The following is a 24,780-nucleotide window of genomic DNA, read 5'->3' as shown; positions in this document are numbered from 1 at the left end:
GTTTCTTGACCGCCAAGTGAACGCGTCCGGCGACCTTCACATCGTGGTCACTGCGCGGCTCGGTAGCCTTTCACAAACGTGAAATCGGGAAACCGCAGGACGAACCTATGAGCGTACGTGACGAGCAATCGGGTCTGGTGCTTCTGGTGGAAGACAACCGCCAGATCGCCGAAATGGTGGGTGAATTCCTGGAGCGCCGCGGTTATTCGGTGGACTACGCCGCCGATGGCGTCAGCGGTCTGCATCTGGCCGTCTCCAACAGCTACGACGTGGTGGTGCTCGACCTCATGCTGCCCGGCATGGACGGCCTGGACGTCTGCCGCAAGCTGCGCAAGGACGCGAAGAAGTCGACCCCGGTGCTGATGCTCACCGCGCGCGACACGCTGGAAGACAAGCTGGTTGGCCTGGAAGCTGGCGCGGACGACTACCTGGTCAAACCGTTCGAGGTGCGCGAGCTGGAAGCCCGCCTGCGTGCGCTGATCCGTCGCGATCGCCGCCAGGTGTCCACCGAGGTGCTGACCGTGGGCGACATGACGCTGGACACCGCCACGCTGCGGCTCACCCGCGGTGGGCAGGAGCTCACCGTGTCGCCGATTGGCCTCAAGCTGCTGGCGATCCTCATGCGTGAATCGCCCCGCGTGGTCAGCCGCCGCGATATCGAGCGCGAGATCTGGGGTGACACGCTGCCCGATTCAGACACGCTGCGTTCGCATCTGTACAACCTGCGTCGCGTGATCGACAAACCGTTCGACAAGCCGCTGCTGCATACCATTCATTCGGCCGGCTATCGCCTCGCCGACCTTGAAGCGGAGGTGGCCACCGCGACGCAGCCGGCCTGAAAGGTGCCTGGTTGTCTCACGTAACACTGTCATGAATAGCAGGGGTTCATCTCAGGCACAGGACGCGTTCCGCAGCGGCGCCTTCCAGCGCCGCATTGCGCTCATCTTCGTGTTACAGCTCATTGCCGTGGGCATCAGCGTGATGATGGGAACGTATGACATGGCGCCAGTGTGGGCCGTGCTCGCGCTGATCGTGATTACCACCATGCTGGCTTGGCTGGCAGCGCGACGCCAGTGGCGGCCGGTCTCCGCGCTGGCGCGACTGGTGAACGGCTGGGATCAGCATCCCGATCTCGAGGCCTTGTCGCCACAGCGTTTGTCGCGCCACACCGATGCCGACGTGGCTTCGCTCGCCCGTGGCCTGCACGGCTTTGCCACGCGCATCGCCGGCTACACCGAGCGCGAGCGCAATTTCACTCGCGACGCCAGCCATGAGCTGCGCAGTCCGCTGACGGTCATCAAGATGTCGGTGGACATGCTCGCCGAAGAAGAAGGGCTGACCGATTTCGGCGAGCGCTCGCTGCAGCGCATCCGGCGCTCAACGCGCGAGATGGAGGCGCTGGTCGAGGCGCTGTTGATTCTCGCCCGCGAATCGGACAACGGGGTCGACGAAGAGGTGTTCGTCGTCAACGACGCGGTACGCCATGAACTCGACTTCGCACGCGACATGTTGGTGGGGCGGCCGATCGAGTTGCAGCTCGAAGAACCCTCGCGCTTCGCGTTGCGTGGGTCGCCGCGCGTGTTTGCGGTGCTGTTCTGGCAACTGATTCGCAATGCCTGCCAGCAGACCGAGCGCGGCCGGGTGGTGGTGACCGTGATGCCAGGCATGGTGGTGGTGGCCAATCAGTCCGAGCCGCTCGCCGAGCCCGCCAGTGGCGGCAAGATGCCGCTGTACGGCGCCGACCGTCACGGGTTCGAGCTGGCCATCGCTCAGCGCATCAGCGATCGGTTCGAATGGCCGCTGGAGCTCAAGACGCGGCCGGGCAGCCAGAACGTGGCGAGCATCCGCTTCCCCCACACCCAGGCGGCCTGACAGCAAAACGCCGCGCCCTTGCGGACGCGGCGTGCATGAAGACGCGTGGCGCGGCCTACGCGCGCAAGGTGGGCGATACGGTGAAGTCGCAGCCGGTCTTGGCCTTCACCTCGTCCGCCGTCACCCCTTCGTGCAGTTCGATCAGGGTCAGCCCCTGGCCCTTGGCCACTTCGAACACGCACAAGTCGGTAATGATCAGATCCACCACCTGCTTGCCGGTGAGCGGCAGGTCGCACTGGTTCTTGATCTTCGGTGAGCCGTCCTTCGCGGTGTGCTCCATCAGCACCACCACGCGCTTTACGCCGCTGACCAGATCCATCGCGCCGCCCGGCCCCTTGACCATCTTGCCCGGCACCATCCAGTTGGCGAGGTCGCCGTGGCAGGACACTTCCAGGCCGCCGAGGATCGACAGGTCGATGTGGCCGCCGCGGATCATCGCGAACGAATCGGCGCTGGAGAAGAAGCTCGAACCGGGCAGGGTGGTGATGGTCTGCTTGCCGGCGTTGATCAGGTCCGGGTCCACGTGCGCATCGTCCGGGAACGGGCCGATGCCGAGCAGGCCGTTCTCCGACTGTAGGATCACGTCCATGCCTGCGGGAATGAAGTTGGCGACCAGCGTGGGGATGCCGATGCCGAGGTTGACGTAGTAGCCGTCGCGCAGCTCCTTCGCCGCGCGCTGTGCCATCGCGCTGCGAATCGGGCTTTCCTTGCCGGTGTTGGCGCCAGCGATGGTGCGGAACTCGATGCGCTTCTCGTAGCTGGCGCCCTGGATGATGCGGTCCACGTAGATGCCCGGCACGTGGACCTGGTCCGGCTCCAGTGTGCCGACCTCCACCAGCTCCTCCACCTCGGCCACGCACACCTTGCCGCAGGTGGCGATCATCGGGTTGAAGTTGCGCGCGGTCTTGCGGAACACCAGGTTGCCCAGGCGGTCGCCCTTCCATGCCTTGACGATGGACACGTCGGCGTGGATCGCCTCCTCCAGCACGTACTCCTTGCCGTCGAAGGTCTTGGTCTCCTTGCCTTCGGCCAGCTTGGTACCGAAGGCGGTACGCGTGTAGAAGCCGGGGATGCCGGCGCCGCCGGCGCGCAGCTTTTCGGCCAGCGTGCCCTGCGGCACCAAGTGCAGCTCCAGCTCGCCGGCCAGCACCTGCCGTTCGAACTCCTTGTTCTCGCCCACGTACGAGGCGTACACGCGCTTGACCTGGCGGGTCTTCAGCAGCGGCCCCATGCCGAAGTCGTCGACACCGGCGTTGTTGCCGACGATGGTCAGCCCCTTGGTGCCGGCGGCGAGCAGAGCGCCGATCAGGTTCTCGGGAATGCCGCACAGGCCGAAGCCACCGGCGGCGATCGTCATGCCGTCGGCCAGCAGTCCGTCCAAAGCCTTGTCGGCGCTTGCGTAAACCTTGTCCATTGCGATGCCCGTTTGCGTGGAATCAGCGCACAAGGATACGACGGAACGCCCGCACCCGGCCTCGTACAAAGGTCCGATGCACGGCCGCCTGTATCTGGAGGCGATCGATCCGGCCGTCGCGTGGGAGCGCGACTGCAGGGTTCGCGCCGTGATCTGCCGTATTGACGGCTATCGATTACGCATGTAAACATCAACCATCGATTACATGCGTAAACGTGAGGCGCCATGATCAGCGAAGCCGAAGCCGTCGTGATGGAAGTGCTGTGGCGCAGCGCGCCACGCAGCGCCGAAGAGATCCTCGCCGAGGTCGGGGTGGCACAGCAGTGGCAGGAGGGCACGGTGAAATCTCTGCTCAACCGGCTCCTCAAGAAGAAGGCGGTGAAGGCCGAGCGTGATGGCCGCCGTTATCTCTACAGCCCGCTGCTGCCGCGCGAGAAATACGTGCACCAGACCAGCAAGAGCCTGCTCGATCGCCTGTTCGGCGGCCGCGTGGCACCGCTGGTGGCGCACTTCTCCGAGCAGCAGAAGCTCTCGAAGAAGGACATCGCGGACCTGCGCCAGCTGCTCAAGGAGCTGGGCGATGACTAGCTTTGCATCCTTCACCGCGACGCTGCTCAGCCAAGCCTGGAGTGCGATGCTGGTATTTGCGGCGGCGGTTGCCATCGTGCTGGCGCTGCGCCTGCCGTGCCGGCGCCTGTTCGGTGCAGGGCAGGCTCTTCAACTGTGGTCACTGGTGCCGCTGATGCTGCTTACGGCGGCCTGGCCGCGCATGCCGGGCGCGACGGCATCGCGCCTGCCGCCCGTAGTCGTGCGCATCGTCACGGCACCGGCGGTGCTCTCCGCACCGATAGCCGTCACGGCTTCGGTGGACTGGCGCACGCTGCTACTGGCCAGTTGGGCCGCCGGCGTACTCATGATGTTGGCACGGGCGGCCGTGACACAGGCGCGCTTTCGCCGACAACTGGCGGGGGCTCGGCGAGTGGGGTGCGAGAGCGACCGATGGCCGGTGTGGCGCGCAGCGCGGCCGGATGTTGGCCCTGCGCTGGTAGGCCTTTGGCGGCCCAGGATCATCGTTCCCGCCAACTTCGACACGCACTATTCAGCTGCCGAGCAGATGCTGATCCTGGCGCATGAAGCCATGCACGCGCGCCGCCGCGACATATGGCTGAGCCTGTTCGCGTTGCTGCTCGCAAGCGCGTTCTGGTTTCTGCCACTCAGCGGCTGGGCGCTGGTGCGCTTTCGTTACGACCAGGAGCTGGCCTGCGACGCCGCGGTCCTGCGTGAGCACCCCGCTGGAAAGCGCCAATACGCCCAAGCGATGTTGAAAACCCAGTCGTCCCGGCTCGCCTTGCCGGTCGGCTGCCTCTGGTCATCCCGTCACCCGATCACGGAGCGTATCGCCATGCTGAAGCAAAACCCTCCCCGTCCCCTCCGTCGCCTCTATGGCCTGGCGGCGCTGGTCATCCTTGGTCTCGGCCTGGGCCAGTTGGTCTTTGCCGCCGGATCAGGCCGCTCCGTGGGGCAGCCTCCCGCCGACGATCTACCGGCGGGCACCACCGCGGATGGGTACACGCTGCGCTTGGCGGTCAGTGCGGACGACCGACCGCTGCAGCCGCGCAGTACGGCCTGCTACCGCGCCGGCCAGTTCTATGCGCTCGACGAGCAGGCTGCCGGCGACCTGCCGCCCTGGCACGGCCGTATCACCGTGGTGCCGGCCGAGCATGGCCAGCTGGAGGTTCGCACTGACCTCAGCGGTGGCTCGCTGACCAAGCCTGTAGCGCCGCGCATCCGCATGCAGCCGGGCCAGCCGGGCGGCATCCAGACTGGCGACACCGTGACCGATAAGGACGGTCGCTCCATCGATCGCACGCTCAAGCTGGAAGTCACCGCCTGGCCGGGCTGTGTAAAGCCCGCCACCGCTGTCGCAAACAACAGCGTGCAGTTCCACTTTGCTACCCACTCGGCGCGGGCCGTGGCGCAGAGCATTGCGCAGCAGGCGGGGCTCACTATCGACAATCCGCAAAGCCTGGGCGCGACCCAGCCGGTCGCCGGCAACTTCGAGGGCGTGCCTGCCTCTGAAGCGCTGTGGCTAGTTGGAAACCTGGTTGGCATGAAACCGGTGTTCAACGGCAAGCAGGTGCGCTTCGAGCCGCAATGACGGCGGCATAGGGAGACGGCGGCATCGCTATACTCTCGCCGTCCCCGGGGAGTAGACGATCGTGATGCCGCCGCGCCTGCTGATGCTTCTTGCTGCCGCCAGTCTCTCGGCGGCGGTTCACGCGGCTGGCCCGGTGCTGGTGATCCATGCCGGCGCCGGCGTGCTGCGGCGTGACATGCCGCCGGCGCGTGAGAAGGCGATCCGCGCCGCGCTGACCCAGGCGCTGGAGGCGGGCTATGCCCAGCTCAAGGCGGGCAAGCCCGCCATCGACGCAGTCACCGCATCGCTGACCGTGCTGGAGGACGATCCGCTGTTCAACGCGGGCCGTGGTTCGGTGTTTACTCACGCCGGCACGCTGGAGATGGACGCGGCGATCATGGACGGCTACACGTTGCGCGCCGGCTCGGTGGCCGCGGTGTCGGACGTGAAGAACCCCATCGTGCTGGCCCGCGCCGTGATGGAGCACACGCCCCACGTGATGCTGGTGGGCGACGGCGCCGAGGCATTCGCCCAGGCGCAGGGCATCGCCCGCGAGAAGCCGGAGTACTTCCGCACCGAGGAGCGCTGGCAGCAACTGCAGCAGGCGCTGAGGGAAGACGCCGCCGGCCAGCCGCACGTCGATGGAGATACCGCCCGGCACTTCGGTACGGTCGGCGCGGTGGCGCTGGATGTCTACGGCCACCTGGCTGCCGGCACCTCCACCGGCGGCATGAACGACAAGATGCCTGGCCGGGTCGGCGATTCGCCGATCATCGGTGCCGGCACGTATGCCAACGCCGGGTGCGCGGTGTCAGGTACGGGCTGGGGCGAGTTCTACATGCGCACGGTCGCCGCGCACGCCATCTGCACGCGCGTGACGCAGCTGCGCGTGCCCATCGCACGCGCTGCCGCCGAGGTGATCAACCAGGAAATCCCCGCCATGGGCGGCAGCGGCGGAGCGATCGCGCTCGATGACCGGGGCCACATCGCCATCCCGTTCAACACCCACGGCATGTTCCGCGGCTGGATCGACGGCCAGGGCCACCCGCACGTGGCGATCTATGGCGACGAGGACGACGGCACCGGCGAGCTGCTGCCTGCGCCGGCACCGGACGATGCGGCGTCCGACGCCGGCCCCTAGAGGGGACGATCGCCGGGCCGCTCAGTCGTCCCGATCGGGGCGTTCGCGCACCGGGTGCTTGCTCAGTTTGCGTTGCAGCGTGCGGCGGTGCATGCCCAGGCGGCGCGCCGTTTCGGAGATGTTGCCGTCGCACTCGGTGAGCACGCGGTGGATGTGCTCCCACTCCAGCCGACGCAACGCCAGCGGGGCCTCGGGCGCATCCAGCACCTCGTCGTCGTCCGCATGCGGGCCGTCACCATCGACCAGCGCACGGACCACCGCGTCGGCATCCACCGGCTTGGCCAGGTAGTCGTGCGCGCCGCGCTTGATGGCCTCCACCGCCGTGGCGATCGAGGCGTAGCCGGTGAGCAGCAGGATCCGCATGTCCGGCACCAGGCGGTGCAGGTCGGGGATCAGGCGCAGGCCGTTCTCCTCGCCGAGCTTCAGGTCGAGCACGCAGTAGCGCGGCTGATGCCGCCGGGTCAGCGCGCGCGCCTCGTCGGCGTTGGCGGCATGGATTACTTCGAACCCGCGAGAACCCAGGGCCCGGGCCAGGACGCGGCCGAAGGTGGCGTCGTCGTCGATGATGAGCAGAGGGCGTGCAGACACGGGGGCGGTTGTATCGGTCATCGCGGCATCCAAAGGATCAGCTGCGTGCATTGTCGCGGAGCCGTGCCCCGCATGCACGCACCACACTGTCGCGCATTACGGCACCGAGATCGCCGAGAGCGGTAGCCGGATGCTGACCTCGGCACCCTGGTCGGTGCTGACCACGGTGAGCTCACCGCTGAGGCGCTCGGCGGTGGCTTCGGCCAGCGTGAGGCCCAGACCGAGGCCGCCCTGTTTCTGGCTCTGTCCGAGAGCGCGACCGGGCCGCCCGGCGATGAAGCCGGGTCCGCGGTCGCTCACCCGCAGCTCCAGCCAGCCTTCCTGGTGACGTACGCGCAGCGCCACCTCGTGCGATCCGCGCATCGCCGAGGCGTCGGCGGCGTTGTTGAGCAGATTGATCAGTGCGTGGCGCATGCCCGGCGGGCTGCGCAGCACGGTGTCGGCGGTGGCTGCGTCCAGTTCCAGCTCCAATTCGGCCTCGGGGCGCAGCAGCTGGAAGCGCTCCAGACAGCCGCGCACGAAGTCGCCCAGGCTCATCTGCTCGTCTTCCTGCGAGAGCTGCGCCTTGCCGAAGGCGACCATCTCGCGAAGGATGCCTCGGCAGCGCTCCACCTGCGCTTGCAGCAGCGCCAGGTCGTCGGCCAGGACGGTGTTGGCCGCGTGCTCGCGCCGCAGCTCTGGCAGCAGCGTGCGCATGGTCGACAGCGGCGTGTTGAGTTCGTGCGCCGCACCGGCGGCCTGGGTGGCGATGGCGAGAATGCCTTCGTCGCGCAGCGCCCGCTCGCGTACACGCTGCACCTCACCCTGCTGTGCGCGCACGGCCGTGGCCAGCCTGTTGATGAAGAAGCCCAGCAGCGCCGCCGTGATCACGAAGTTCACCGCCATGCCGATCACGTGCAAGGCAAATCCGCCAGGGCCTTCCATGATCGGCGGCAGCGGCACGTAGTGCGCCAGCAGCGTCAGGTAAGCCAGCCCGGTGAGCGCGGACACCGCCAGCAGCGCCGGCACCGTGAGCGCCGCTGCGCCCAGCGCGATCGGCATCAGCAGCAACGTCACGAATGGATTGGTGGCGCCGCCGGTGAAATACAGCAGCGCCCACAGCACGATCGTGTCCACGGCGATGTGACCGATCGTCTCCCATTCGCGCACCGGCCACGGCTGGGTCAGCCGCCACGAGGCGAACGCGGCGAACACGGCGTGGAAGCCGATGATCACCAGCAGTGGCAATACCGGCACGTCCATGCGCATCCACAGGGCCGCCACCAACACCGCGCTGCTCTGCCCGGTGATTGCGCACAGGCGCAACCAGGCCAGTGTGCGGGTGAGTGCGGAGGGAGCGAAGCGCTGCGGCGAGGCGGAGTGCTGAGAGGTCATGGTGGGAAGGCCCGCCTGGAGGGCGAGCCGGACGGGCTCAGGGCGTGGGGTTGTCGTAGCTCTCTTCGCTGCGCGAAGCGGGCAGAGGGGTGTGCGTCGTGTCGTTGGCGTGGCTGGCCGAGAGCTTGTTCATCAGCGGCAGTACGGCCAGCGCGACCGCGGTGCAGCCGATGCCGACCACGCCGAGCTTGTTGAACAGACTGGTGTAGATCTCCAGCGACTGCAGCGGATCGGTGAGCCCCTCGGGGATGTGCGCGTAATTGGCCACCACGCTGCCCAGGTACTGCGAGATGCCGACGGCCACGTAGTAGGCGCCCATCATGAAGCCACCCATGCGCGCGGGCACGTAGCGAGCGATCATCGCCAGCCCCAGGCCCGACACCAGCAGCTCGCCCAGTGAGTACAGGCCGTAGCCCCCGACCATGACCCAGGACGAAACCTGACCGTTGACCGCCCAGATGGCGCCGATGCCGTACATGAAGAAACCGGCCGCCACCGCGCCGAAGCCCCAGGCGAACTTCACCGCCACCGACGGATTGCGGCCGAGCCGGCCCAGGCCGTTGTAGATCCACACCAGCACCGGGCTGAGCAGCACGATCCAGATCGCGTTGAGGTTCTGGTACTGCTCGGGAATCCAGTTAATGTGGAACCCGAGCAGGTTCATGTCGGTGTCGACGTTTCGCTGCGCGAACAGGTTCAGCGAGGTCGCCATCTGCGCGTAGAAGATGAAGAAGAAGATCGTCTGCACGGTGAGCACCAGCGCGGCGATCAGGCCGGCGCGCTCGGTTTTCTCGGCGCTGCGGATCAGGTGTACGAAGATGCCCAGGATCACCACGCCGGCCAGGTACACGCAGATCTTGGCGGCCAGCAGGCTCTGCAGGATGAAGGCGACCACGTCGACCATCACCAGCGAGGCGGCCAGCAGCGCCAGCGCGCGCATTGGTTTCACCGGCTGGCTGTCCGACGGCGAGCCGATATGCGCAAGGGTGCGGTACATCAGCGAGTAGTTGATCAGGCCGAGCAGCAAGCCGATCGCGCAGGCGCCGAAGGCGGTGTGCCAGCCCCAGTTGTCGCCGTAAGCCGCGGCCACGTGGTCGCGGATCCAAGGCGTGGCGGTCATCGAGATCATCGAGCCGACGTTCACCGCCATGTAGTAGATGGTAAAGGCGCTGTCGATCTTGGTGTCGTCGCCTTCGTAGATCTTGCGCACGAGGTTGCCGGCGTTGGGCTTGAAGAAGCCGTTGCCGACCACGATCACGCCCAGCGCGCTGTACAGCAGCGTCGGGTTGCTGGAGGGAATCCACAGCATCGCGTAGCCCAGCGCCAGCACCACAGCGCCGAGCAACATGGTGCGACGCGTGCCCAGCAGCTTGTCGCCGATCCAGCCGCCGATGGCCGGGGTGGCGTAGATCAGTGCCGCTGCCGCACCCCAGACCAGGTTCGCTTTGCTGTCGATGAAGCCGAGCTTCTTCATCATGTAGGTGACCATCAGCACCTGCATGCCGTAGAAGCCGAAGCGCTCCCACATTTCGATGAGGAAGACTGTGCTGAAGGAGCGTGTCTGGGAGACTGGCGGGTTCTGAAGGGCCATGTCGTTTCCGTGCGGGTTCATGCCGTGGCATCACGCGTGGTGATGCCCCTAGTCGCGTCCCTGAACGGGTCACAACCGCCGAAGCGTACCCGATACGGTTTTTGCATGTCGCTGCGCCGCGCCATCGTGCCACGGCCGCCTCCGACGTCGCCCCAGCGCGGCCTGGCGTGCGCTCAGAGGTTCGTGGATCGGGTGGCTATGGCATGATCCGCCGACCAAGACGCCGTCCAACCGGCGCTCCGCCGGCCGCCGCAAGCGGGTAATTGCGCGGATTTTCATGATTCAGGAGACAGTGCCCCATGCCCGGCAGCGGATTTCGCGGCAACCCCCGCCAGCTGTGGAACGCCTTCCGCTGGTCGATGAAAGGGCTGCAGGCCGGCTGGCGCCACGAAGCGTCCTTCCGTCTGGAAGCGATGCTGGCCGTGGTGCTGGTGCCGCTGGGCCTCTGGCTGGGCCATGGCGCACTGGAGAAGATCGCGCTGGTGCTCCCGGCCGTGCTGGTGCTTTCCGGCGAGCTGCTCAACTCAGCCATCGAGGCGGTGGTGGACAAGGTCAGCCCCGAATTCCACGAGCTGGCCGGCCGCGCCAAGGACATGGGCTCGGCGGCGGTATTTCTGCTGCTGGTGTTCACCATGCTGTGCTGGGGGCTGATCCTGGTGCCGCGCTGGATCTAGTACGGCCTTTATGCGGTCCAAACGCGTCTCGTCATCCGTTTCATCGAGGGAGTGATTACCATGAAATTCGTGCGTACCTGCGTGCTCCTGCTTCTGGTGGCCGGCCTCTCCGGCTGCGGCTACAACGCCATCCAGCGTCAGGACGAGGCGGTGAAGGCAGCCTGGTCGGAGGTGCTCAACCAGTACCAGCGGCGCGCCGATCTGGTGCCCAACCTGGTCAACACCGTGAAGGGCTATGCCCAGCACGAGGAGAAGGTGTTCACCGAGGTGACCGAGGCGCGCGCCAAGGTCGGCTCGATCCAGGTCGACGCCGACACCGTCAACGACGCACAGAAGCTGGCGCAGTTCCAGGCGGCTCAGGGGCAGCTGGGCAGCGCGCTGTCGCGGTTGATGGTGGTCAGCGAGAACTACCCGCAGCTCAAGGCCGACGGCCTGTTCCAGAACCTGCAGGCGCAGCTGGAAGGCACCGAGAACCGGGTCACCGTGGCGCGCAATCGCTATGTGCAGTCGGTGCAGGCATACAACTCGATGATCCGCACCTTCCCGAACAACCTCACCGCCAAGATGTTTGGCTACAAGGTGAAGCCGAACTTCAGCGTGGAAAACGAGAAGGCGATCTCCACCGCACCGAAGGTGGATTTCGGCACGACCGCACCGGCCGCGTCCGCCTCGGCGCGTTGAGATGATGCGACACCTGTCGCGCCTGTTCGTGCTGGCGCTGGCGCTGACCTGGATGGCGCCGGCCCGGGCTGCGGACGTGCCCGCCTTGGCGCGGCACGTTACCGACCTCACCGGCACGCTGACCGCGCAGCAGGTCGATGCGCTCGATGCCAAGCTGGTGGCGCTGGAGCAGCGAAAGGGCACCCAGCTGGTGGTGTTGATGGTGCCCACCACCGGCGATCAGGACATCGAGAGCTATTCGCTGGCCGTGGCCGAGGCCAACAAGATCGGCCGCAAGGGTACCGACGACGGCATCCTGCTGCTGGTCGCCAAGAACGACCGGAAGGACCGTATCGAGGTCGGCTACGGCCTGGAGGGTGCAGTGCCCGATGCCGCCACCGCGCGGATCCGGCGCGAGTTCATCGAGTCGCGCTTCAAGCAGGGCGATTTCTACGGTGGCCTGGACGCCGGCGTCGACGCGTTGATCAAGCTGATCGATGGCGAGCAACTGCCGGCGCCCGAGCCGACGAGCCAGCGCCGCAGCCGCGGGCTGGACCTGGGTCACGCGATGCTGATCGGCCTGTTCGTGGCGCTGTTCCTGCGCCGACTGTTCGGCCGGGCACACGTGATCGTGCGCACGCCGCTGGGCGCGGCGCTCACCGGCGGCCTGCTGTGGTTGCTGGCCGCGGCCGTGGGCGTGGGCGTTCTGGGCGCCGTCATCGGCGCCATCGTGATGCTGATGCCCGGAGGTGGCGGGCGTTCCATCGGCGGCGGCGGCTGGGGCGGATGGGGTGGCCTGGGCGGCGGTGGTTTCGGCGGTGGCGGCTTCGGCGGTGGTAGCAGCGGCGGCGGATTCGGTGGCGGCGGCTTCAGCGGCGGCGGCGGCAGCTTCGGCGGCGGCGGTTCGTCGGGGAGTTGGTGATGGAACGTCTGCAGCGATGGGTGCGAAACGTATTCGGTGGCTGGTTTCATCTGCGGCGATGCTTTCCGGCAGACTTGCTCGATGCGATGGCGCAGGCCATCAGTGAAGGGGAGCGGCGCCATCTGGGCGAGGTGCGCTTCGCCGTGGAATCGCGGCTGGCGCCGGGTGCCGTGTGGTCCGGGCTCACCGCCCGCCAGCGCGCCCACCAGGTGTTTGCCCAGCTCGGCGTGTGGGACACCGAACACAACACGGGCGTGCTGATCTACGTGTTGCTGGCCGAGCGTCGCATCGAGATCGTGGCCGACCGAGGTTTGGCGGCGCGCGTGGATCCGGAGGAATGGTCGGGAATCTGCTCGCGGATGCGCGAGGAATTTTCGGCCGGCCGCTGGCGCGAGGGTAGCTTGGCGGGCATCGCCCAGGTGCACACGCTGGCGGAGGCGCATTTTCCGAGCGATGGCCGGACCAACTCCGACGAACTGCCGGATCGGCCGGTTCTGCTCTAAGGCTCTCGATCGACGCAGGTAAAGCGAAGGCCGCCTCTGGGCGGCCTTCGTGCTTTGCGCAGTCGCGTCCTACGCTCCTTTGCCGATGTGCTTTTCCAGGAACGCCTGGAGGGTGTTGTAGAGCTCCACGTTGTTCTTTTCGCTGTAGAAGCCGTGCCCCTCGCCCGGCTTGGTGAGGAACTCGTACGGCTTGTGTGCCGCATCGAGTGCTGCCTTCATGGCCTTGAACTGAGCGAACGGGGCGCGTTGGTCGTCTTCGCCGTGGATCAGCAACACCGGAACGTCGATCTTGTCGGCGAGCATGGCCGGTGAGTTGGCGTCGAGCTGGTTTTCGTCGGCGCCCATGGTGGCGCGCATCGCATTGCGGCCCAGCTCGCTCTGATGGGTGTCGCCTTTCTTGTAGAGCAGGGCCATGTCGTAGACACCGGCATACCCGACGGCGCACTTGAACATCCCCGGCGCGCGAATCGGTGCCATCAGTGCCGAGTAACCGCCGAAGCTGGCGCCGAAGATGCAGATGCGCTTGGGGTCGGCGAACTTCTGCGCGATGGCCCACTTCACGCCATCGATCAGGTCGTTCTGGATGCCGGTGCCCCACTGCTTGTAGCCGGCTTGCTCGAAGTCGATGCCGCGCCCGCCGGAACCCCGGAAGTTGATCTGCAGGACCAGATAGCCGCGGCTGGCCAGGAACTGCGCATCGTCGTCGTAGAACCAGGTGTCTTCGATGCCGATGGGGCCGCCGTGCGGCATCAACACCATCGGCAGGTTGTTCTCGTCGGCACCCTTGGGGAGGGTCAGGATCGCTTCCAGTTTGGTGCCGTCACGCGCCGTGAAGGTCATCGGACGGCGTTCGGCCATCTGCTTGGGATCGATCCAGGGCGCGGCGTCGAACAGCTTCTGCACCTTGTAGGTGTGGGTGTTGATCAGGAAGTACGTGCCTGGCGTGCGGTCGCTGCTCACGCCGAACAGCAGCTCGCTCCCGTCGCTGCTGAAGTTCACGAAGCTCACATAGCTGCCGGGAAACTTCAGGCTGAGGGCGCGGTGCAGCTTGGCCATCGGCGCGTTGGGATCGATGTATCGCGGCGTTGGGATGCCCGTGGCCAGTGTCGTGGCAAAGGGTTGAGCGGGTTTGGCCGTCCATTCGATGTCGCCCACGCTGCCGAAGTCGCCGGGCGCGAGCATCTTGCGATCGCCACCGGTCTCGGACATCTCCACCAGCGAGGTGGGCCCACCATCGGCACTGAAGAAGGCATAAACGTGCTGGCCGTCCGGCGTGCTTTCCAGCGGGGCGAAACTCACGCCGACCTGCGAAGCTGTCAGCGGCGACCAGCCTGATCCCTCGCGGTGATAGACGACGTAGTCGAATTTCTCGTTGCGCCCATAGGCGTAATGCGCAGTGCCATCCTTGCCGACCATGAAGCTCATGTCGGCCACCCCGATATCGCCAATCAGGTGCCGCGTGTTGTGATCGGCGTCCACGTCGTAGAGCGAACTCTGGTCATTGCTGTCCCAGCTCTCGGCGGACATATAGAAATGGCCGTTGGGCTCGTCCGGTTTGCCGTCGTAGAAGCCCCAGCCGCGGTCCGTGCCTCGGCTGGCCGCGCGTCGCCCGTACTTCATCGAATCGCGACCGTAGAGGTAATCCTGATGCTTTCCGTCCAGGTCCGTGGCGAGGATCTCGCCGGTCAGCATCGGCTTGTCGATCGAACCGTACCCGCGCCCCTTCTCCACGATCAGGCGCGTCGGGCTGGTCCATACGAAGTTGGCCGGCACCTCGTACTTGGGAAGGCGCAGCATGCTCACCGGCCGGCTCATGTCGCTGACCTTGAAGACCACCAGAGCGTGCGCGCCGTCCTCCCCGTCCATGCGCACCGCCAGCGACTGTCCGTCGGGTGACAGCCGCGGCATCGAGATGGTGGCGTGGCGGGCGAAGGTCTCGACCGGAATGAGCTCGGCGGCCACCGACGCCAGCGGCAACAGCAACAACGCAGCGCCTATCAGCCTGCGCGGAAAGTGATTCGACATGTTTTCCCCCTGAATGCTCCCGCATCGCATGCCGAGCAGTGAGGAGCCCCCTGCCCGGCAACCGTCGCCTCGCTGGCGCGGTTCCCTTGAATCCCCCGTGGCGAGTATAGCCACGGCCCTCGCCGGATCGTGCAGCGCCAGCTATCCGGTCCGGCCTCGCTCGCCGGTACACTGGCGCTCCTTTTCCTGACGTGCTGCCATGACCGCTCCCTTCGTCGTTCACTTCAACCCGGTCGCCTTCCAGCTCGGGCCACTGCAGGTGCACTGGTACGGGCTGATGTATCTGGCCAGCTTTCTGCTGGTGGCGGTCCTCGGCGAATACCGACGGCGGCACGGGAGATTGCCGGTGAGTCGCGACGCGCTGGGCGACCTGTTCTTCTACGGGATGATGGGTGTCATCGTGGGCGGGCGCGTGTGGTACATGCTGTTCTACTACGCTGGCGGCATCGGCTGGATCTGGCACGACCCGCTGGCGCTGTTCAAGGTGTGGGACGGCGGCATGAGCTTCCACGGCGGTTTGCTCGGCGTGGTGCTGGCCGGCTGGTGGTGGTCACGGCGACACCGCCTGCATCCGTTCGACACCATCGACTTCGTGGCGCCGCTGGTGCCGCTGGGTCTGGGGTTGGGTCGGCTGGGCAACTTCATCAACGGTGAGCTGTGGGGCAAGCCCGGCGACGTGCCGTGGGCGATGATCTTTCCCGGCTCGCGCGAGGAGGATATGGCGCTGGCCTCGGGGCACCCCGATCTGATGCAGCGGCTCGAACAGTTCAACGGGCTGCCCCGGCATCCGTCGCAGCTCTACGAGCTGGCGCTGGAGGGCGTGGTGATGTTTACCGTGCTGTGGCTGGTGTCGCTCAGGCCGCGTCCGCGCTATCTCGTCTCTGGCTTGTTTGCCCTGATGTACGGGTGCTTCCGGTTTGCGGTGGAGTTTGTGCGCGTGCCCGATGCCCAGCTCGGCTACCTGGCGTGGGGCTGGGTGACGATGGGGCAACTGCAGTCGATTCCGCTGATCGCGGTGGGACTGGTGTTGATCGCGATGTCGCGGCGCGCGCCGGTGCTGCCGCTCGCCGCGGCGTAGGAGCCCGCTCGCGGGCGATGCTCTGGCTCTGACGATCCGGAGCGAAAGGCATCGCCCGCGAGCGGGCTCCTACAGTGGAGGCTGGCCGCCGACCTGAGCCGGGGCAGGTGTCAGAAGTTGCGGTCGCCGCCGAGGATGTCGCCGAGCCCGCCGAGGATCGAGCCCTCGCCGCGCCGCTGGCCGCCGCCCTGCGGCGCTGCCGCCAGCATACGGCCGGCCATGCGCGAGAACGGCAGCGACTGCAGCCACACGGTGCCCGGGCCGGTCAGCGTGGCCAGGAACATGCCTTCGCCACCGAAGAGCATGCTCTTGATGCCGCCGACCGGCTTGATGTCCATGTTCACGGTGTCGTGGAAGGCGACCACGCAGCCGGTGTCCACGTCCAGCCGCTCGCCGGCCTTGAGCTCGCGCTGCACCACGGTGCCGCCGGCGTGAACGAACACCCAGCCGTCGCCCTCGAGCTTCTGCATGATGAAGCCCTCGCCGCCGAACAGGCCGGTGAGGATCTTGCGCTGGAAGAAGATGCCCAGTTGCACGCCGCGCGCGCCGGCAAGGAACGAGTCCTTCTGGCAGATCAGCCGGCCACCGTGCTCGGACAGTTTCATCGCCATGACCGTGCCGGGGTAGGGCGCGGCGAAGGCGACCTTGGCCTTGCCGCTTCCGGTGTGGGTGAACACGGTGGTGAACAGGCTTTCGCCGGTGATCACGCGCTTGCCGGCGGAGAGCAGCTTGTCCATCAGGCCGCCGCCCTGGCTGGCGGTGGAGCCGTCGCCGAACACGGTATCCATCTGCACCGCCGCTTCCTTGTACATCAGGGCGCCGGCCTCGGCGATCGCGCTCTCGCCCGGGTCCAGCTCGATCTCGACGAACTGCATGTCGGTGCCGACGATGTGGTAGTCGATCTCGTCGGCCTGGCTTGCGCGCACGGGCGGTGCCGGCGGCGGGGTGATCATCGTCGATCCGCCCAGCTCGGCGACCGTGCGGATTGGCTGCCATTCGGTAAACCCCTCACGCCAGCAATAGCCATCGGGCTGGCGCCGGGCCTGCTCGCGCGCCTGGGCGTCGTCGAGCGGGCCGACGCGGTCGGTGTTCTTGCCGTAGCTGAAGTACCACTGGGCCATGTCCGTGCCTCCTGGAGAAAGCACTGGAGTCTAGGCGGTGGGCGGGGCAGGTGGCAGTGACCGTTGTCATGCCTCCCGGGTGGGGGCCGGGCGCTGGTAATCTTGCACTATGCAAGCCTACCTCGACCTGCTTGGCCATGTGCTGGAACACGGCACCGAAAAATCCGACCGTACCGGCACCGGGACGCGCAGCGTGTTCGGCTGGCAGATGCGCTTCGACTTGCGCGAAGGCTTCCCGCTGGTCACCACCAAGAAGCTGCACCTGCGCTCGATCGTCCATGAGCTGATCTGGTTCCTGCGCGGCGACACCAACATCGCCTACCTGAAGGAAAATGGCGTCAGCATCTGGGACGAATGGGCCGATGCGAACGGCGACCTCGGCCCCGTCTACGGCGCCCAGTGGCGCAGCTGGCCCACCGCCGACGGCGGCGCGGTGGACCAGATCCGCTGGGTGGTGGATGAGATCCGGCGCAACCCGGATTCGCGTCGTCTCATCGTCAGCGCCTGGAACGTGGGCGAGCTGCCTAAGATGGCGCTGTTGCCCTGCCACACGATGTTCCAGTTCTACGTGGCGGACGGGCGGTTGAGCTGCCAGCTGTACCAGCGCTCGGGCGACATCTTCCTCGGCGTGCCGTTCAATATCGCCAGCTATGCGCTGCTGACCCACATGGTGGCGCAGGTGTGCGGCCTGGAGGTGGGCGATTTCGTCCACACGCTGGGCGACGCGCACCTGTACAACAACCACATCGAGCAGGCGAAGCTGCAACTGAGCCGCGAGCCGCTGCCGCTGCCGCACCTGACATTGAATCCAGACGTGCGCTCGATCTTCGATTTCCGCTACGAAGACGTGACCATCGAGGGGTACCAGTCGCACCCGGCGATCAAGGCGCCGGTGGCCGTCTGACAGCATTTCGCCTGCTCTGCACGATCTTGCGGATGCCCGCTGCGGCGCGGCGCGTTACTATCATGGGGCTAAGAGGCGCCCATTCACGCGCCGTGCCACTCTCTCAGGTCCAAGGATTGCCATGGCTGTTTCGCTGATTGCCGCCCTCGATGAAAACTTCGCCATTGGCCGCAAGGGCCAGCTGCCCTGGCACCTGCCGGACGACCTGCGCTGGTTCAAGGAGCTCACCCTCGGCAAGTACGTGCTGATGGGCCATACCACCGCCGTCGCCATCGGCAAGCCGCTGCCGGGCCGCACCAACCTGGTGTTGTCCAAGCGGCACGAGGCGCCGTTTGCGGGGCAGATCACGGTGCGCTCCATCGAGGAGGCGCGTGCTCGCGCGGACGGCACCGGCCTCATGGTGATCGGCGGTGGCCAGGTCTACGCCGAGGCGCTGCCGGTGGCCCAGCGGCTGTATCTCACCTGGGTGAACGCGGCCGTCGACGGCGCCGATACGTTCTTCCCCGGGGTCCATTTCAGCGATTGGACCGAGGTCTCGCGCACCCACCATAAGGCGGACGCCGAGCACGCGTACGACTTCGACATGGTCGAGTACATCCGCAACCACTGATGCCTGTGGCGTCTTCGCCCCTGCACGTCATGGCAGGTGTGCTGCGTCGCCCGGACGGGCAGGTGCTGATCAGCGAGCGCCCGGCCGGCAAGCATTTGGCCGGATTCTGGGAGTTTCCCGGTGGCAAGCTCGATCCGGGCGAAGCCCCGCCAGACGGACTGGCCCGCGAGCTGCACGAGGAGCTCGGCATTCAGGTGATCGAGGCCGAGCCGCTGCTCGCTCTGCCGTGGCGTTACGACCGCAAGGAGCTGCTGCTCGACACCTGGCTGGTGCTCGCTTGGCAGGGCGTGCCGCAGTCGCTGGAGCAGCAGGCGCTGGACTGGGTGTTACCGACCGATCTGCTGCCCGAGCGGCTGGCTCCCGCCGACCGGGAAATCCTGCGTCACCTGCTGGCGCGTTGACCGGCCGCGTTAGGCGCGGGCCGCTGCGAGCTCCCGATAGCGCGCATCCAGCGCATTCACCTGGGCGGGCAGGGCCGATTCCGGACCGCTGTTGTCGATCACGTCATCGGCGATCGCCAGGCGATCGCTGCGCGAGGCCTGGCTGGCTAGCATGCGCCGGGCCAGCGGCTCATCCACGCCATCGCGGGCCATCAGGCGGCGGATCTGCTCGTCCTCAGGCACGTCCACCGCCAGCACCCGGTCGACCCAGCGGTAATGCGCGAGGTTTTCCACCAGCAGGGGAATCGCCAACAGGCAGTAGGGCCCCGGGGCCGCATCGGCGCGGTCACGCAGCCACTGGCGTACCCGCGGATGCACGATCGCCTCCAGCGTATGGCGTGCGTCGCGGTCGGCGAAGATCCGTCGCCGCATGGCCGGACGGTCCAGGCGGCCATCGGCGCCCAGCACATCTTTGCCAAAGGCCTCCAGCACGCTGGCAAGCCCCTGTGTACCCGGCTCGATCACTTCGCGAGCGGCCGCGTCAGCGTCGTAGACGTGGATGCCGCGTGCCTCGAAGCACCGCGTCACCGCGCTCTTGCCGGCGGCCACGCCGCCCGTCAATGCGATCACGTAGCGCGTCATCGGGAGCCTCAGCGCAGTCCGGTGAGATGCAGGTAGGCGCCCAGCAGCTGATCGCCGGCGACCAGCCACACCCATCCCGCCGCGGCGATGAACGGGCCGAACGGCATCGGCACATCGCGCTCGTGCCGCTTGAGCGCCATCATCGTGCCGCCGACCAGGGCGCCGATCAGCGACGACAGCAGGACGATGGGCAGCAGGCAGCTCAAGCCCATCCAGGCGCCCAGCGCGGCGAGCAACTTGAAGTCACCGTGCCCCATGCCTTCCTTGCCGGTGAGCAGCTTGAAGACCCAGTACACGCTCCACAGGCTCAGGTAGCCGATGGCGGCAGCAAGAATCGCCGCGGAAGGCGATACAAACAAGGGTTTGAGCGACAGCAGCAGGCCAAGCCAGAGCAGCGGATAGACCAGTTGGTCGGGCAGGAGCTGGGTGCGGAAATCGATGCCAGACAGCGCGATCAACGTCCATGTGAACACCAGCCCCGCAGCCGCCGTCCAACCCGTGCCGAAGCGCCACACGATGACCGCGCTGCACACCCCGCTCAGCAATTCCACCAGCGGGTACTGGATTGAGATCGGCTCGCGGCAGTAGCGGCAACGCCCCTTGAGCAGCAGCCAGCCGAGCAGCGGGATGTTGTCGTGGGCCGCCAGCGGATGCTTGCAGCGCGGGCAGTGCGAGGGCTCACGCACGATGCCCGGCGGGAGCTCGGCCGCCTCGAGCTCCAGGCCCAGCACATCGTGTGCCTCCCGGCGCCACGCCGCCTCCATGCGGGCGGGCAGGCGCAGGATCACCACGTTGAGAAAGCTGCCCACCAGCAGCCCAAGCACAGCGGTAACGCCGATCCAGATCGACAGCGGAAGTTCGGACATGCAGATTCCCGCAACACAGGAAACAAAAAAGCCCCCCTCCCGGCGGGAGAGGGGCTTGAAGATGCGAATTTACACTGTCGCTGCCAGCTTGAAGATTGGCAGATACAGCGACACCACCATGCCGCCCACCAACACGCCGAGGATCACCATGATCAGCGGCTCGAGCAGAGAGGAAAGCGTGTCGACGGCGTTGTTGACCTCTTCCTCGTAGAACTCGGCTACCTTGAACAGCATGCTGTCCAGCGCGCCCGATTCCTCGCCAATGGCGGTCATCTGTACCACCATGTTCGGGAATACGTTGGTCTGACGCATGGCCAGCTGCAGTTGATGGCCAACGGCAATGTCGTCTCGCATCGAAAGAACTGCGTCCTTGTAGACAATGCTGCCCGTTGCGCCTGACACCGCCTCCAGAGCCTCGACCATGGGCACACCCGCGCGGAAAGTTACACCGAGGGTTCGAGCGAAGCGCGCAATGGCCGACTGACGCAGGATGTTGCCAATAACCGGGAACTTGAGCATCAACCGGTCCAGGAAGTGGGCGAACTTTTCTGAGCGTTTCTTGGCCATTACGAGGGCCACGATGCCACCCACGATGCTGCCGATCACCACCCACCAGTACTGCTGCATGAACTTCGATGCGTCAATTACGATCTGCGTAGGAGCTGGGAGCTCGGCCCCTGCATCGTGGAACGTCGTCGCAAAGACGGGCACCACGAACAGGAGCATGATCATGCTCACCAGCATAGCTACCACGAGCACCATGATGGGATAGAACAAAGCCTTCTTGATCTTGCTCTTGATGCCTTCCATGCGCTCCTTGTAGGTGGCCACGGTGTCCAGGATCGTGTCCAGCACACCGGCGGATTCGCCAGCCCGCACAAGATTTCGATAGAGCTCGTCGAACTGAACTGGATACTTGGCCAACGCTTCGTGCAGCGATGCACCGCCTTCGATGGTCTGCTTCACGTCCACCAGCATGTTCTTGAAGCGGATGTTTTTTTGGCCATCTGCGATGATGTCGAATGCCTGCACCATCGGCACTCCGGATGCCATCATCGTCGCGATCTGCCGGCTGAATACGGCGATGTCCCGCGCCTTGACGGTGCTTCCGCTCGCTCCAAACAGGGGCTTTCCTCGCTCCCTGACCGTCTGCGGGTTCATTCCCTGGCGACGCAGTTCCGCCTTGACCAGCGACGCATTCTTGGCCGGCATGTCCCCCTTCATCAGCTTGCCGCGCTTATCCAGGGCTACCCAGTCATAGACGGTCGTCTGACCCACCTGGGCGCGTTGTGCGCCCAACTCGCGCGCACTCTTTGCGTTTGCAGAAGCCGTAGCCATGCGTTTTCCCCCTCAATCCTGCCCTGGGCCAGCCTGGCGCTGGTCCAACCCTCACTAGCCTACGTCATTTCCAGCACTGGAATCCGTGGTGCCACCCGCAACGTCGATGTGTCCGGGGGCACGATTCTGGTGTCGGCATCAGTCCTTCGTTACACGGTCAATTTCGGTCAGGCTGGTCAAGCCGTGCTTAACCTTTTTCAGCGCTGAAGCGCGCAGGTCGTCAATGCCAGCTTCCTTGGCCGCCTCGGCGATCTGTAAGGCATTGCCACCCTTGAGCACGATTTTCTGGATCTCTTCCAACATCGGCATCACCTGATAGATGCCCACACGCCCCTTGTACCCCTCGTTGCACCCATCGCAGCCGACTGCCTCATAGACAGTCAGCCCTTCGTCGATGTCCTTCTGAGTGAAGCCGGCCGCCAGCAGGGTCTCCGGTGGCAGCTCGATCGGCTTCTTGCAGTCGTGCAGGCGGCGCGCCAGGCGCTGGGCCACGATGAGGGTCACCGACGAAGTGATGTTGTAGGGCGCGATGCCCATGTTCATCAGTCGCGCGATGGTCTGCGAGGCGTCGTTGGTGTGCAGGGTGGAGAGCACCATGTGACCGGTCTGAGCCGCCTTGATCGCGATCTCGGCGGTTTCCAGGTCGCGAATTTCGCCGACCATGATCACGTCCGGGTCCTGGCGCAGGAACGAGCGCAGCGCCGCGGCGAAGGTCATGCCTCGCTTGACGTTCTGTTGTACCTGGTTGATGCCTTCCACACGAATTTCCACCGGGTCTTCCACCGTGGAGATGTTGCGCTCGGCGGTGTTGAGCATGTTGAGCGCGGTGTAGAGCGAGACTGTCTTGCCCGAGCCGGTGGGGCCGGTGACCAGCACCATGCCGTAGGGTTTGTGGATGGCGTCCACGTAGAGCTTCTGCTGTTCCGGCTCGTAGCCGAGCTTCTCGATGCCGATCTTGGCCGCCGAGCCATCCAGAATACGCAGCACGATCTTCTCGCCGAACAGCGTCGGCAGCGTGCTCACGCGGAAGTCGACCGCGCGGGTCTTGGACAGGTTGAGCTTGATGCGGCCGTCCTGCGGCACGCGCTTCTCCGCGATGTCCAGCTGGGCCATCACTTTCAGTCGTGAGGAGATACGGCTGGCCAGCTTCATCGGTGGGCTGGCCACCGCGCGCAGCATGCCGTCCATACGAAAGCGCACGCGGTATTGGGTCTCGAACGGCTCGAAATGGATGTCCGACGCCCCGCGGCGGATCGCATCGACCAGCACCTTATTGACGAACTTGACCACTGGAGCGTCATCACCGCCGGTGGCATCGATGCCGGTGCTCTCGGCCTCCTCATCGCCGCCGCTGGTTTCCAGATCCAGGTTGTCCAGCTCGCCGCCGCCCATGTCCGAGATGGTGTTGCCGGCGGCGGCAAGCGCGGTCTCGATCACCCGCTGCAACTGGCCGCGCTCGACCAGGATGGGCTCCACCATGCAGTTGGAGTGGAACTTGATCTCGTCCAGGGCGTGCGACTGCATCGGGTCGGCGATGCCCACGTACAGCCGTTTGCCGCGGCGGAACAGCGGCAGTGCGCGATGCTTGGTGATCAGCGCCTCGCTGATCAGGTTCAGCGGCATGCCCGCTGGCGCCAGCGCCGACACGTCCATCATCGGCATGCCGAATTCCACCGACGCCACCTGAGTAAAGCGCGCGTTGTCCACCATCTGATGGTCGAGCAGCCACGAGGCGAGGGTGACCTTGGCCTGGGTCGACTCGGTGACGGCCTTGCGTACATCGGCCTCGGGCACTACGCCCTCGGACACCAGTCGGCGAGCCATGCCCGATAGCCCGGCAAGCGACGCCGTCTGCACTTGAGATGCCATGGTGAAACCTGCCCCAGCCCGCTGATTAGCGTGGAATTTACCCCACTCTACCAGTGCGGTCGCCCGCTGCAAGCGCCCTTCGGCCAGCGCCCGCCGGATGCGACGATTCGGTCCCGGCAGGCGGCGCCCATCACAGCGCTGCGGCAGACTCGCGCGCTATGATCCAAGGTCTGACTCGGGGGAGCCCACCGTTGAATCTAAGCATCATTCTTCCCGCCAAGAACGAGGCGGTTGCGCTGGCCCAGCTGCTGCCGTCGCTGCGTGGGCGTCACCCCGAGGCCGAGATCATCGTGGTGGACGATGGCTCCACCGACGACACCGCCGAGGTCTGCGCGCAGGCCGGCGTGATCAGGCTGGGCTCGCCTTATTCGATGGGCAATGGGGCGGCGATCAAGCGCGGGGCACGGGCGGCCACCGGCGACGTGCTGGTGTTTATGGATGGCGACGGGCAACACAATCCCGCCGACGTGGCCCGCTTGCTGGCACGCTTGGAAGAGGGCTACGACATGGTGGTCGGCGCCCGCTCGTGGGAAGGGCAGGCCGGTGTCGGCCGCGGTGTGGCAAACACCTTCTATAACTGGTTGGCCTCCCGCATGACGGGACACAAGGTGGCCGACCTCACCTCCGGTTTCCGCGCCGTACGGGCGGACAAATTCCGCGAGTTCATCTACCTGCTGCCCAACGGCTTCAGCTATCCCACCACCAGCACCATGGCGTTCTTTCGCAGTGCCTACGGGGTGGCGTATGAACCCATCCACGTCGCCCAGCGCGATGGCACCACCAGCCATATTCGGCCGTTGCGCGATGGACTGCGCTTTTTGCTGATCATCTTCAAGATCGCGACACTGTATTCGCCGTTGAAATTGTTTGTGCCGACGAGTTTTGTGTTCTTTTTAATCGGATGTGCCAACTATGCCAAAACATTCGTGCAGGACGGGCGACTCACCAACATGAGCACGTTGCTGTGGAGCGCCGCGGTGATCGTGTTCCTGATCGGGTTGGTTTCGGAGCAGATCACTAGTCTCATCTACAAGAAGTAGATGTCATGCGACGAGTCCAGTTGGTCTGTCA

At 65.9% G+C, this 24,780-nt stretch carries 24 protein-coding genes; 14 read left to right on the top strand and 10 right to left on the bottom strand.

The features are described 5' to 3' along the window. Window positions 1-107: 107 nt before the first annotated feature. Both ACTHJF_RS09630 and ACTHJF_RS09625 read left to right on the top strand, forming a co-directional pair. Window positions 108-839, top strand: a complete 732-nt coding sequence (locus ACTHJF_RS09630) for a response regulator transcription factor (protein WP_431634161.1) — start codon at window positions 108-110, stop codon at window positions 837-839. A 31-nt stretch (window positions 840-870) separates the two neighbouring features. After that, window positions 871-1,872, top strand: coding sequence for a sensor histidine kinase (locus ACTHJF_RS09625; protein ID WP_440266914.1), 1,002 nt, complete (start codon window positions 871-873; stop codon window positions 1,870-1,872). A 55-nt stretch (window positions 1,873-1,927) separates the two neighbouring features. Here ACTHJF_RS09625 and ACTHJF_RS09620 read toward each other — a convergent pair whose 3' ends face one another. Next, window positions 1,928-3,286 carry a 3-oxoacid CoA-transferase gene (locus ACTHJF_RS09620; protein ID WP_440266913.1) on the bottom strand — a complete coding sequence of 453 codons (1,359 nt, stop codon included), beginning with the start codon at window positions 3,284-3,286 and terminating at the stop codon, window positions 1,928-1,930. 225 nt (window positions 3,287-3,511) lie between these two features. On the opposite strand from ACTHJF_RS09620, the gene ACTHJF_RS09615 reads away from it, so the two are divergent. The 3 genes from ACTHJF_RS09615 (at window position 3,512) to ACTHJF_RS09605 (ending at window position 6,564) form a co-directional block, all read left to right on the top strand. Then, window positions 3,512-3,874 (top strand): BlaI/MecI/CopY family transcriptional regulator, encoded by a 363-nt coding sequence (locus ACTHJF_RS09615; RefSeq protein WP_440266912.1) that lies wholly within the window; start codon window positions 3,512-3,514, stop codon window positions 3,872-3,874. Further along, window positions 3,867-5,444: a M56 family metallopeptidase gene (locus ACTHJF_RS09610; protein ID WP_440266911.1), complete on the top strand. Its 1,578-nt coding sequence runs from the start codon at window positions 3,867-3,869 to the stop codon at window positions 5,442-5,444. Before ACTHJF_RS09615 ends, ACTHJF_RS09610 begins: the two co-directional genes overlap by 8 nt. A gap of 64 nt (window positions 5,445-5,508) precedes the next feature. Beyond that, entirely contained in the window at window positions 5,509-6,564 is a 1,056-nt protein-coding gene (locus ACTHJF_RS09605) for an isoaspartyl peptidase/L-asparaginase family protein (RefSeq protein WP_440266926.1), read from the top strand. Window positions 6,565-6,585: 21 nt separating this feature from the next. On the opposite strand, the gene ACTHJF_RS09600 is transcribed toward ACTHJF_RS09605, so the two are convergent. The 3 genes from ACTHJF_RS09600 to ACTHJF_RS09590 all read right to left on the bottom strand — a co-directional run bounded on the left by ACTHJF_RS09600 (window position 6,586) and on the right by ACTHJF_RS09590 (window position 10,117). Then, complete coding sequence (locus tag ACTHJF_RS09600; RefSeq protein ID WP_440266910.1) at window positions 6,586-7,173, bottom strand: response regulator transcription factor; 588 nt, start codon at window positions 7,171-7,173, stop codon at window positions 6,586-6,588. Window positions 7,174-7,248: 75 nt separating this feature from the next. Beyond that, entirely contained in the window at window positions 7,249-8,526 is a 1,278-nt protein-coding gene (locus tag ACTHJF_RS09595) for an ATP-binding protein (RefSeq protein ID WP_440266909.1), read from the bottom strand. Window positions 8,527-8,563: 37 nt separating this feature from the next. Next, window positions 8,564-10,117 carry a peptide MFS transporter gene (locus tag ACTHJF_RS09590; protein ID WP_440266908.1) on the bottom strand — a complete coding sequence of 518 codons (1,554 nt, stop codon included), beginning with the start codon at window positions 10,115-10,117 and terminating at the stop codon, window positions 8,564-8,566. 299 nt (window positions 10,118-10,416) lie between these two features. On the opposite strand from ACTHJF_RS09590, the gene ACTHJF_RS09585 reads away from it, so the two are divergent. Genes ACTHJF_RS09585 through ACTHJF_RS09570 form a run of 4 tightly spaced genes read left to right on the top strand, consistent with a single transcriptional unit; the run spans window position 10,417 to window position 12,876 of the window. Then, on the top strand, window positions 10,417-10,791 hold the full coding sequence (locus ACTHJF_RS09585) for a diacylglycerol kinase (protein WP_431634150.1): 375 nt from the start codon (window positions 10,417-10,419) through the stop codon (window positions 10,789-10,791). A 60-nt stretch (window positions 10,792-10,851) separates the two neighbouring features. Continuing rightward, window positions 10,852-11,472 (top strand): LemA family protein, encoded by a 621-nt coding sequence (locus ACTHJF_RS09580; protein WP_440266907.1) that lies wholly within the window; start codon window positions 10,852-10,854, stop codon window positions 11,470-11,472. 1 nt (window position 11,473) lies between these two features. Then, entirely contained in the window at window positions 11,474-12,373 is a 900-nt protein-coding gene (locus ACTHJF_RS09575; RefSeq protein ID WP_440266906.1) for a TPM domain-containing protein, read from the top strand. Beyond that, complete coding sequence (locus tag ACTHJF_RS09570; RefSeq protein WP_440266905.1) at window positions 12,373-12,876, top strand: TPM domain-containing protein; 504 nt, start codon at window positions 12,373-12,375, stop codon at window positions 12,874-12,876. The genes ACTHJF_RS09575 and ACTHJF_RS09570 overlap by 1 nt, the downstream gene beginning before the upstream one ends. 69 nt (window positions 12,877-12,945) lie before the next feature. Here ACTHJF_RS09570 and ACTHJF_RS09565 read toward each other — a convergent pair whose 3' ends face one another. Then, on the bottom strand, window positions 12,946-14,901 hold the full coding sequence (locus tag ACTHJF_RS09565) for a prolyl oligopeptidase family serine peptidase (protein WP_440266904.1): 1,956 nt from the start codon (window positions 14,899-14,901) through the stop codon (window positions 12,946-12,948). A gap of 199 nt (window positions 14,902-15,100) precedes the next feature. On the opposite strand from ACTHJF_RS09565, the gene lgt reads away from it, so the two are divergent. Beyond that, window positions 15,101-15,979: a prolipoprotein diacylglyceryl transferase gene (lgt, locus tag ACTHJF_RS09560; RefSeq protein ID WP_440266903.1), complete on the top strand. Its 879-nt coding sequence runs from the start codon at window positions 15,101-15,103 to the stop codon at window positions 15,977-15,979. Window positions 15,980-16,089: 110 nt separating this feature from the next. On the opposite strand, the gene ACTHJF_RS09555 is transcribed toward lgt, so the two are convergent. Then, complete coding sequence (locus ACTHJF_RS09555) at window positions 16,090-17,100, bottom strand: TIGR00266 family protein (protein WP_440266902.1); 1,011 nt, start codon at window positions 17,098-17,100, stop codon at window positions 16,090-16,092. Window positions 17,101-17,209: 109 nt separating this feature from the next. Between ACTHJF_RS09555 and ACTHJF_RS09550 the strand changes: the two genes are divergently transcribed. The 3 genes from ACTHJF_RS09550 (at window position 17,210) to ACTHJF_RS09540 (ending at window position 19,015) form a co-directional block, all read left to right on the top strand. Further along, window positions 17,210-18,004, top strand: coding sequence for a thymidylate synthase (locus tag ACTHJF_RS09550; protein WP_440266901.1), 795 nt, complete (start codon window positions 17,210-17,212; stop codon window positions 18,002-18,004). Window positions 18,005-18,125: 121 nt separating this feature from the next. Further along, entirely contained in the window at window positions 18,126-18,614 is a 489-nt protein-coding gene (locus ACTHJF_RS09545) for a dihydrofolate reductase (protein WP_431634142.1), read from the top strand. Then, window positions 18,614-19,015, top strand: a complete 402-nt coding sequence (locus tag ACTHJF_RS09540) for an NUDIX domain-containing protein (protein ID WP_440266900.1) — start codon at window positions 18,614-18,616, stop codon at window positions 19,013-19,015. Before ACTHJF_RS09545 ends, ACTHJF_RS09540 begins: the two co-directional genes overlap by 1 nt. 9 nt (window positions 19,016-19,024) lie before the next feature. On the opposite strand, the gene coaE is transcribed toward ACTHJF_RS09540, so the two are convergent. The 4 genes from coaE to pilB form a co-directional block, all read right to left on the bottom strand. Next, the gene (coaE, locus tag ACTHJF_RS09535; RefSeq protein ID WP_440266899.1) at window positions 19,025-19,636 is read right to left on the bottom strand and encodes a dephospho-CoA kinase; all 612 of its coding nucleotides are present in this window, start codon (window positions 19,634-19,636) and stop codon (window positions 19,025-19,027) included. 8 nt (window positions 19,637-19,644) lie between these two features. Next, a complete protein-coding gene (locus ACTHJF_RS09530) occupies window positions 19,645-20,502 on the bottom strand; it encodes a prepilin peptidase (protein WP_440266898.1) in 858 nt (285 codons plus the stop codon). A gap of 69 nt (window positions 20,503-20,571) precedes the next feature. Further along, the gene (locus ACTHJF_RS09525; RefSeq protein ID WP_440266897.1) at window positions 20,572-21,840 is read right to left on the bottom strand and encodes a type II secretion system F family protein; all 1,269 of its coding nucleotides are present in this window, start codon (window positions 21,838-21,840) and stop codon (window positions 20,572-20,574) included. A 138-nt stretch (window positions 21,841-21,978) separates the two neighbouring features. Continuing rightward, entirely contained in the window at window positions 21,979-23,709 is a 1,731-nt protein-coding gene (gene pilB, locus ACTHJF_RS09520; RefSeq protein ID WP_440266896.1) for a type IV-A pilus assembly ATPase PilB, read from the bottom strand. A gap of 158 nt (window positions 23,710-23,867) precedes the next feature. On the opposite strand from pilB, the gene ACTHJF_RS09515 reads away from it, so the two are divergent. After that, window positions 23,868-24,749 carry a glycosyltransferase family 2 protein gene (locus tag ACTHJF_RS09515; RefSeq protein WP_440266895.1) on the top strand — a complete coding sequence of 294 codons (882 nt, stop codon included), beginning with the start codon at window positions 23,868-23,870 and terminating at the stop codon, window positions 24,747-24,749. Window positions 24,750-24,780 lie beyond the last annotated feature (31 nt).

The organism is Dyella sp., assembly GCF_051962475.1.
Classification (GTDB): domain Bacteria; phylum Pseudomonadota; class Gammaproteobacteria; order Xanthomonadales; family Rhodanobacteraceae; genus Dyella_A.
This window is presented reverse-complemented; position numbering and strand designations above follow the sequence as displayed.

What these genes read in the sequence shown, in the direction of transcription:
- ACTHJF_RS09515 (WP_440266895.1), top strand. Translation starts at nt 23,868, where the DNA reads ATGATCCAAGGTCTGACTCGGGGGAGCCCACCGTTGAATCTAAGCATC.
- ACTHJF_RS09565 (WP_440266904.1), bottom strand. Translation starts at nt 14,901, where the DNA reads ATGTCGAATCACTTTCCGCGCAGGCTGATAGGCGCTGCGTTGTTGCTG.
- ACTHJF_RS09575 (WP_440266906.1), top strand. Translation starts at nt 11,474, where the DNA reads ATGATGCGACACCTGTCGCGCCTGTTCGTGCTGGCGCTGGCGCTGACC.
- ACTHJF_RS09620 (WP_440266913.1), bottom strand. Translation starts at nt 3,286, where the DNA reads ATGGACAAGGTTTACGCAAGCGCCGACAAGGCTTTGGACGGACTGCTG.
- coaE (WP_440266899.1), bottom strand. Translation starts at nt 19,636, where the DNA reads ATGACGCGCTACGTGATCGCATTGACGGGCGGCGTGGCCGCCGGCAAG.
- ACTHJF_RS09585 (WP_431634150.1), top strand. Translation starts at nt 10,417, where the DNA reads ATGCCCGGCAGCGGATTTCGCGGCAACCCCCGCCAGCTGTGGAACGCC.
- ACTHJF_RS09590 (WP_440266908.1), bottom strand. Translation starts at nt 10,117, where the DNA reads ATGGCCCTTCAGAACCCGCCAGTCTCCCAGACACGCTCCTTCAGCACA.
- ACTHJF_RS09615 (WP_440266912.1), top strand. Translation starts at nt 3,512, where the DNA reads ATGATCAGCGAAGCCGAAGCCGTCGTGATGGAAGTGCTGTGGCGCAGC.
- ACTHJF_RS09570 (WP_440266905.1), top strand. Translation starts at nt 12,373, where the DNA reads ATGGAACGTCTGCAGCGATGGGTGCGAAACGTATTCGGTGGCTGGTTT.
- ACTHJF_RS09550 (WP_440266901.1), top strand. Translation starts at nt 17,210, where the DNA reads ATGCAAGCCTACCTCGACCTGCTTGGCCATGTGCTGGAACACGGCACC.
- lgt (WP_440266903.1), top strand. Translation starts at nt 15,101, where the DNA reads ATGACCGCTCCCTTCGTCGTTCACTTCAACCCGGTCGCCTTCCAGCTC.
- ACTHJF_RS09625 (WP_440266914.1), top strand. Translation starts at nt 871, where the DNA reads ATGAATAGCAGGGGTTCATCTCAGGCACAGGACGCGTTCCGCAGCGGC.
- ACTHJF_RS09555 (WP_440266902.1), bottom strand. Translation starts at nt 17,100, where the DNA reads ATGGCCCAGTGGTACTTCAGCTACGGCAAGAACACCGACCGCGTCGGC.
- ACTHJF_RS09540 (WP_440266900.1), top strand. Translation starts at nt 18,614, where the DNA reads ATGCCTGTGGCGTCTTCGCCCCTGCACGTCATGGCAGGTGTGCTGCGT.
- ACTHJF_RS09605 (WP_440266926.1), top strand. Translation starts at nt 5,509, where the DNA reads ATGCCGCCGCGCCTGCTGATGCTTCTTGCTGCCGCCAGTCTCTCGGCG.
- ACTHJF_RS09525 (WP_440266897.1), bottom strand. Translation starts at nt 21,840, where the DNA reads ATGGCTACGGCTTCTGCAAACGCAAAGAGTGCGCGCGAGTTGGGCGCA.
- ACTHJF_RS09610 (WP_440266911.1), top strand. Translation starts at nt 3,867, where the DNA reads ATGACTAGCTTTGCATCCTTCACCGCGACGCTGCTCAGCCAAGCCTGG.
- ACTHJF_RS09630 (WP_431634161.1), top strand. Translation starts at nt 108, where the DNA reads ATGAGCGTACGTGACGAGCAATCGGGTCTGGTGCTTCTGGTGGAAGAC.
- ACTHJF_RS09600 (WP_440266910.1), bottom strand. Translation starts at nt 7,173, where the DNA reads ATGACCGATACAACCGCCCCCGTGTCTGCACGCCCTCTGCTCATCATC.
- ACTHJF_RS09580 (WP_440266907.1), top strand. Translation starts at nt 10,852, where the DNA reads ATGAAATTCGTGCGTACCTGCGTGCTCCTGCTTCTGGTGGCCGGCCTC.
- ACTHJF_RS09595 (WP_440266909.1), bottom strand. Translation starts at nt 8,526, where the DNA reads ATGACCTCTCAGCACTCCGCCTCGCCGCAGCGCTTCGCTCCCTCCGCA.
- ACTHJF_RS09545 (WP_431634142.1), top strand. Translation starts at nt 18,126, where the DNA reads ATGGCTGTTTCGCTGATTGCCGCCCTCGATGAAAACTTCGCCATTGGC.
- pilB (WP_440266896.1), bottom strand. Translation starts at nt 23,709, where the DNA reads ATGGCATCTCAAGTGCAGACGGCGTCGCTTGCCGGGCTATCGGGCATG.
- ACTHJF_RS09530 (WP_440266898.1), bottom strand. Translation starts at nt 20,502, where the DNA reads ATGTCCGAACTTCCGCTGTCGATCTGGATCGGCGTTACCGCTGTGCTT.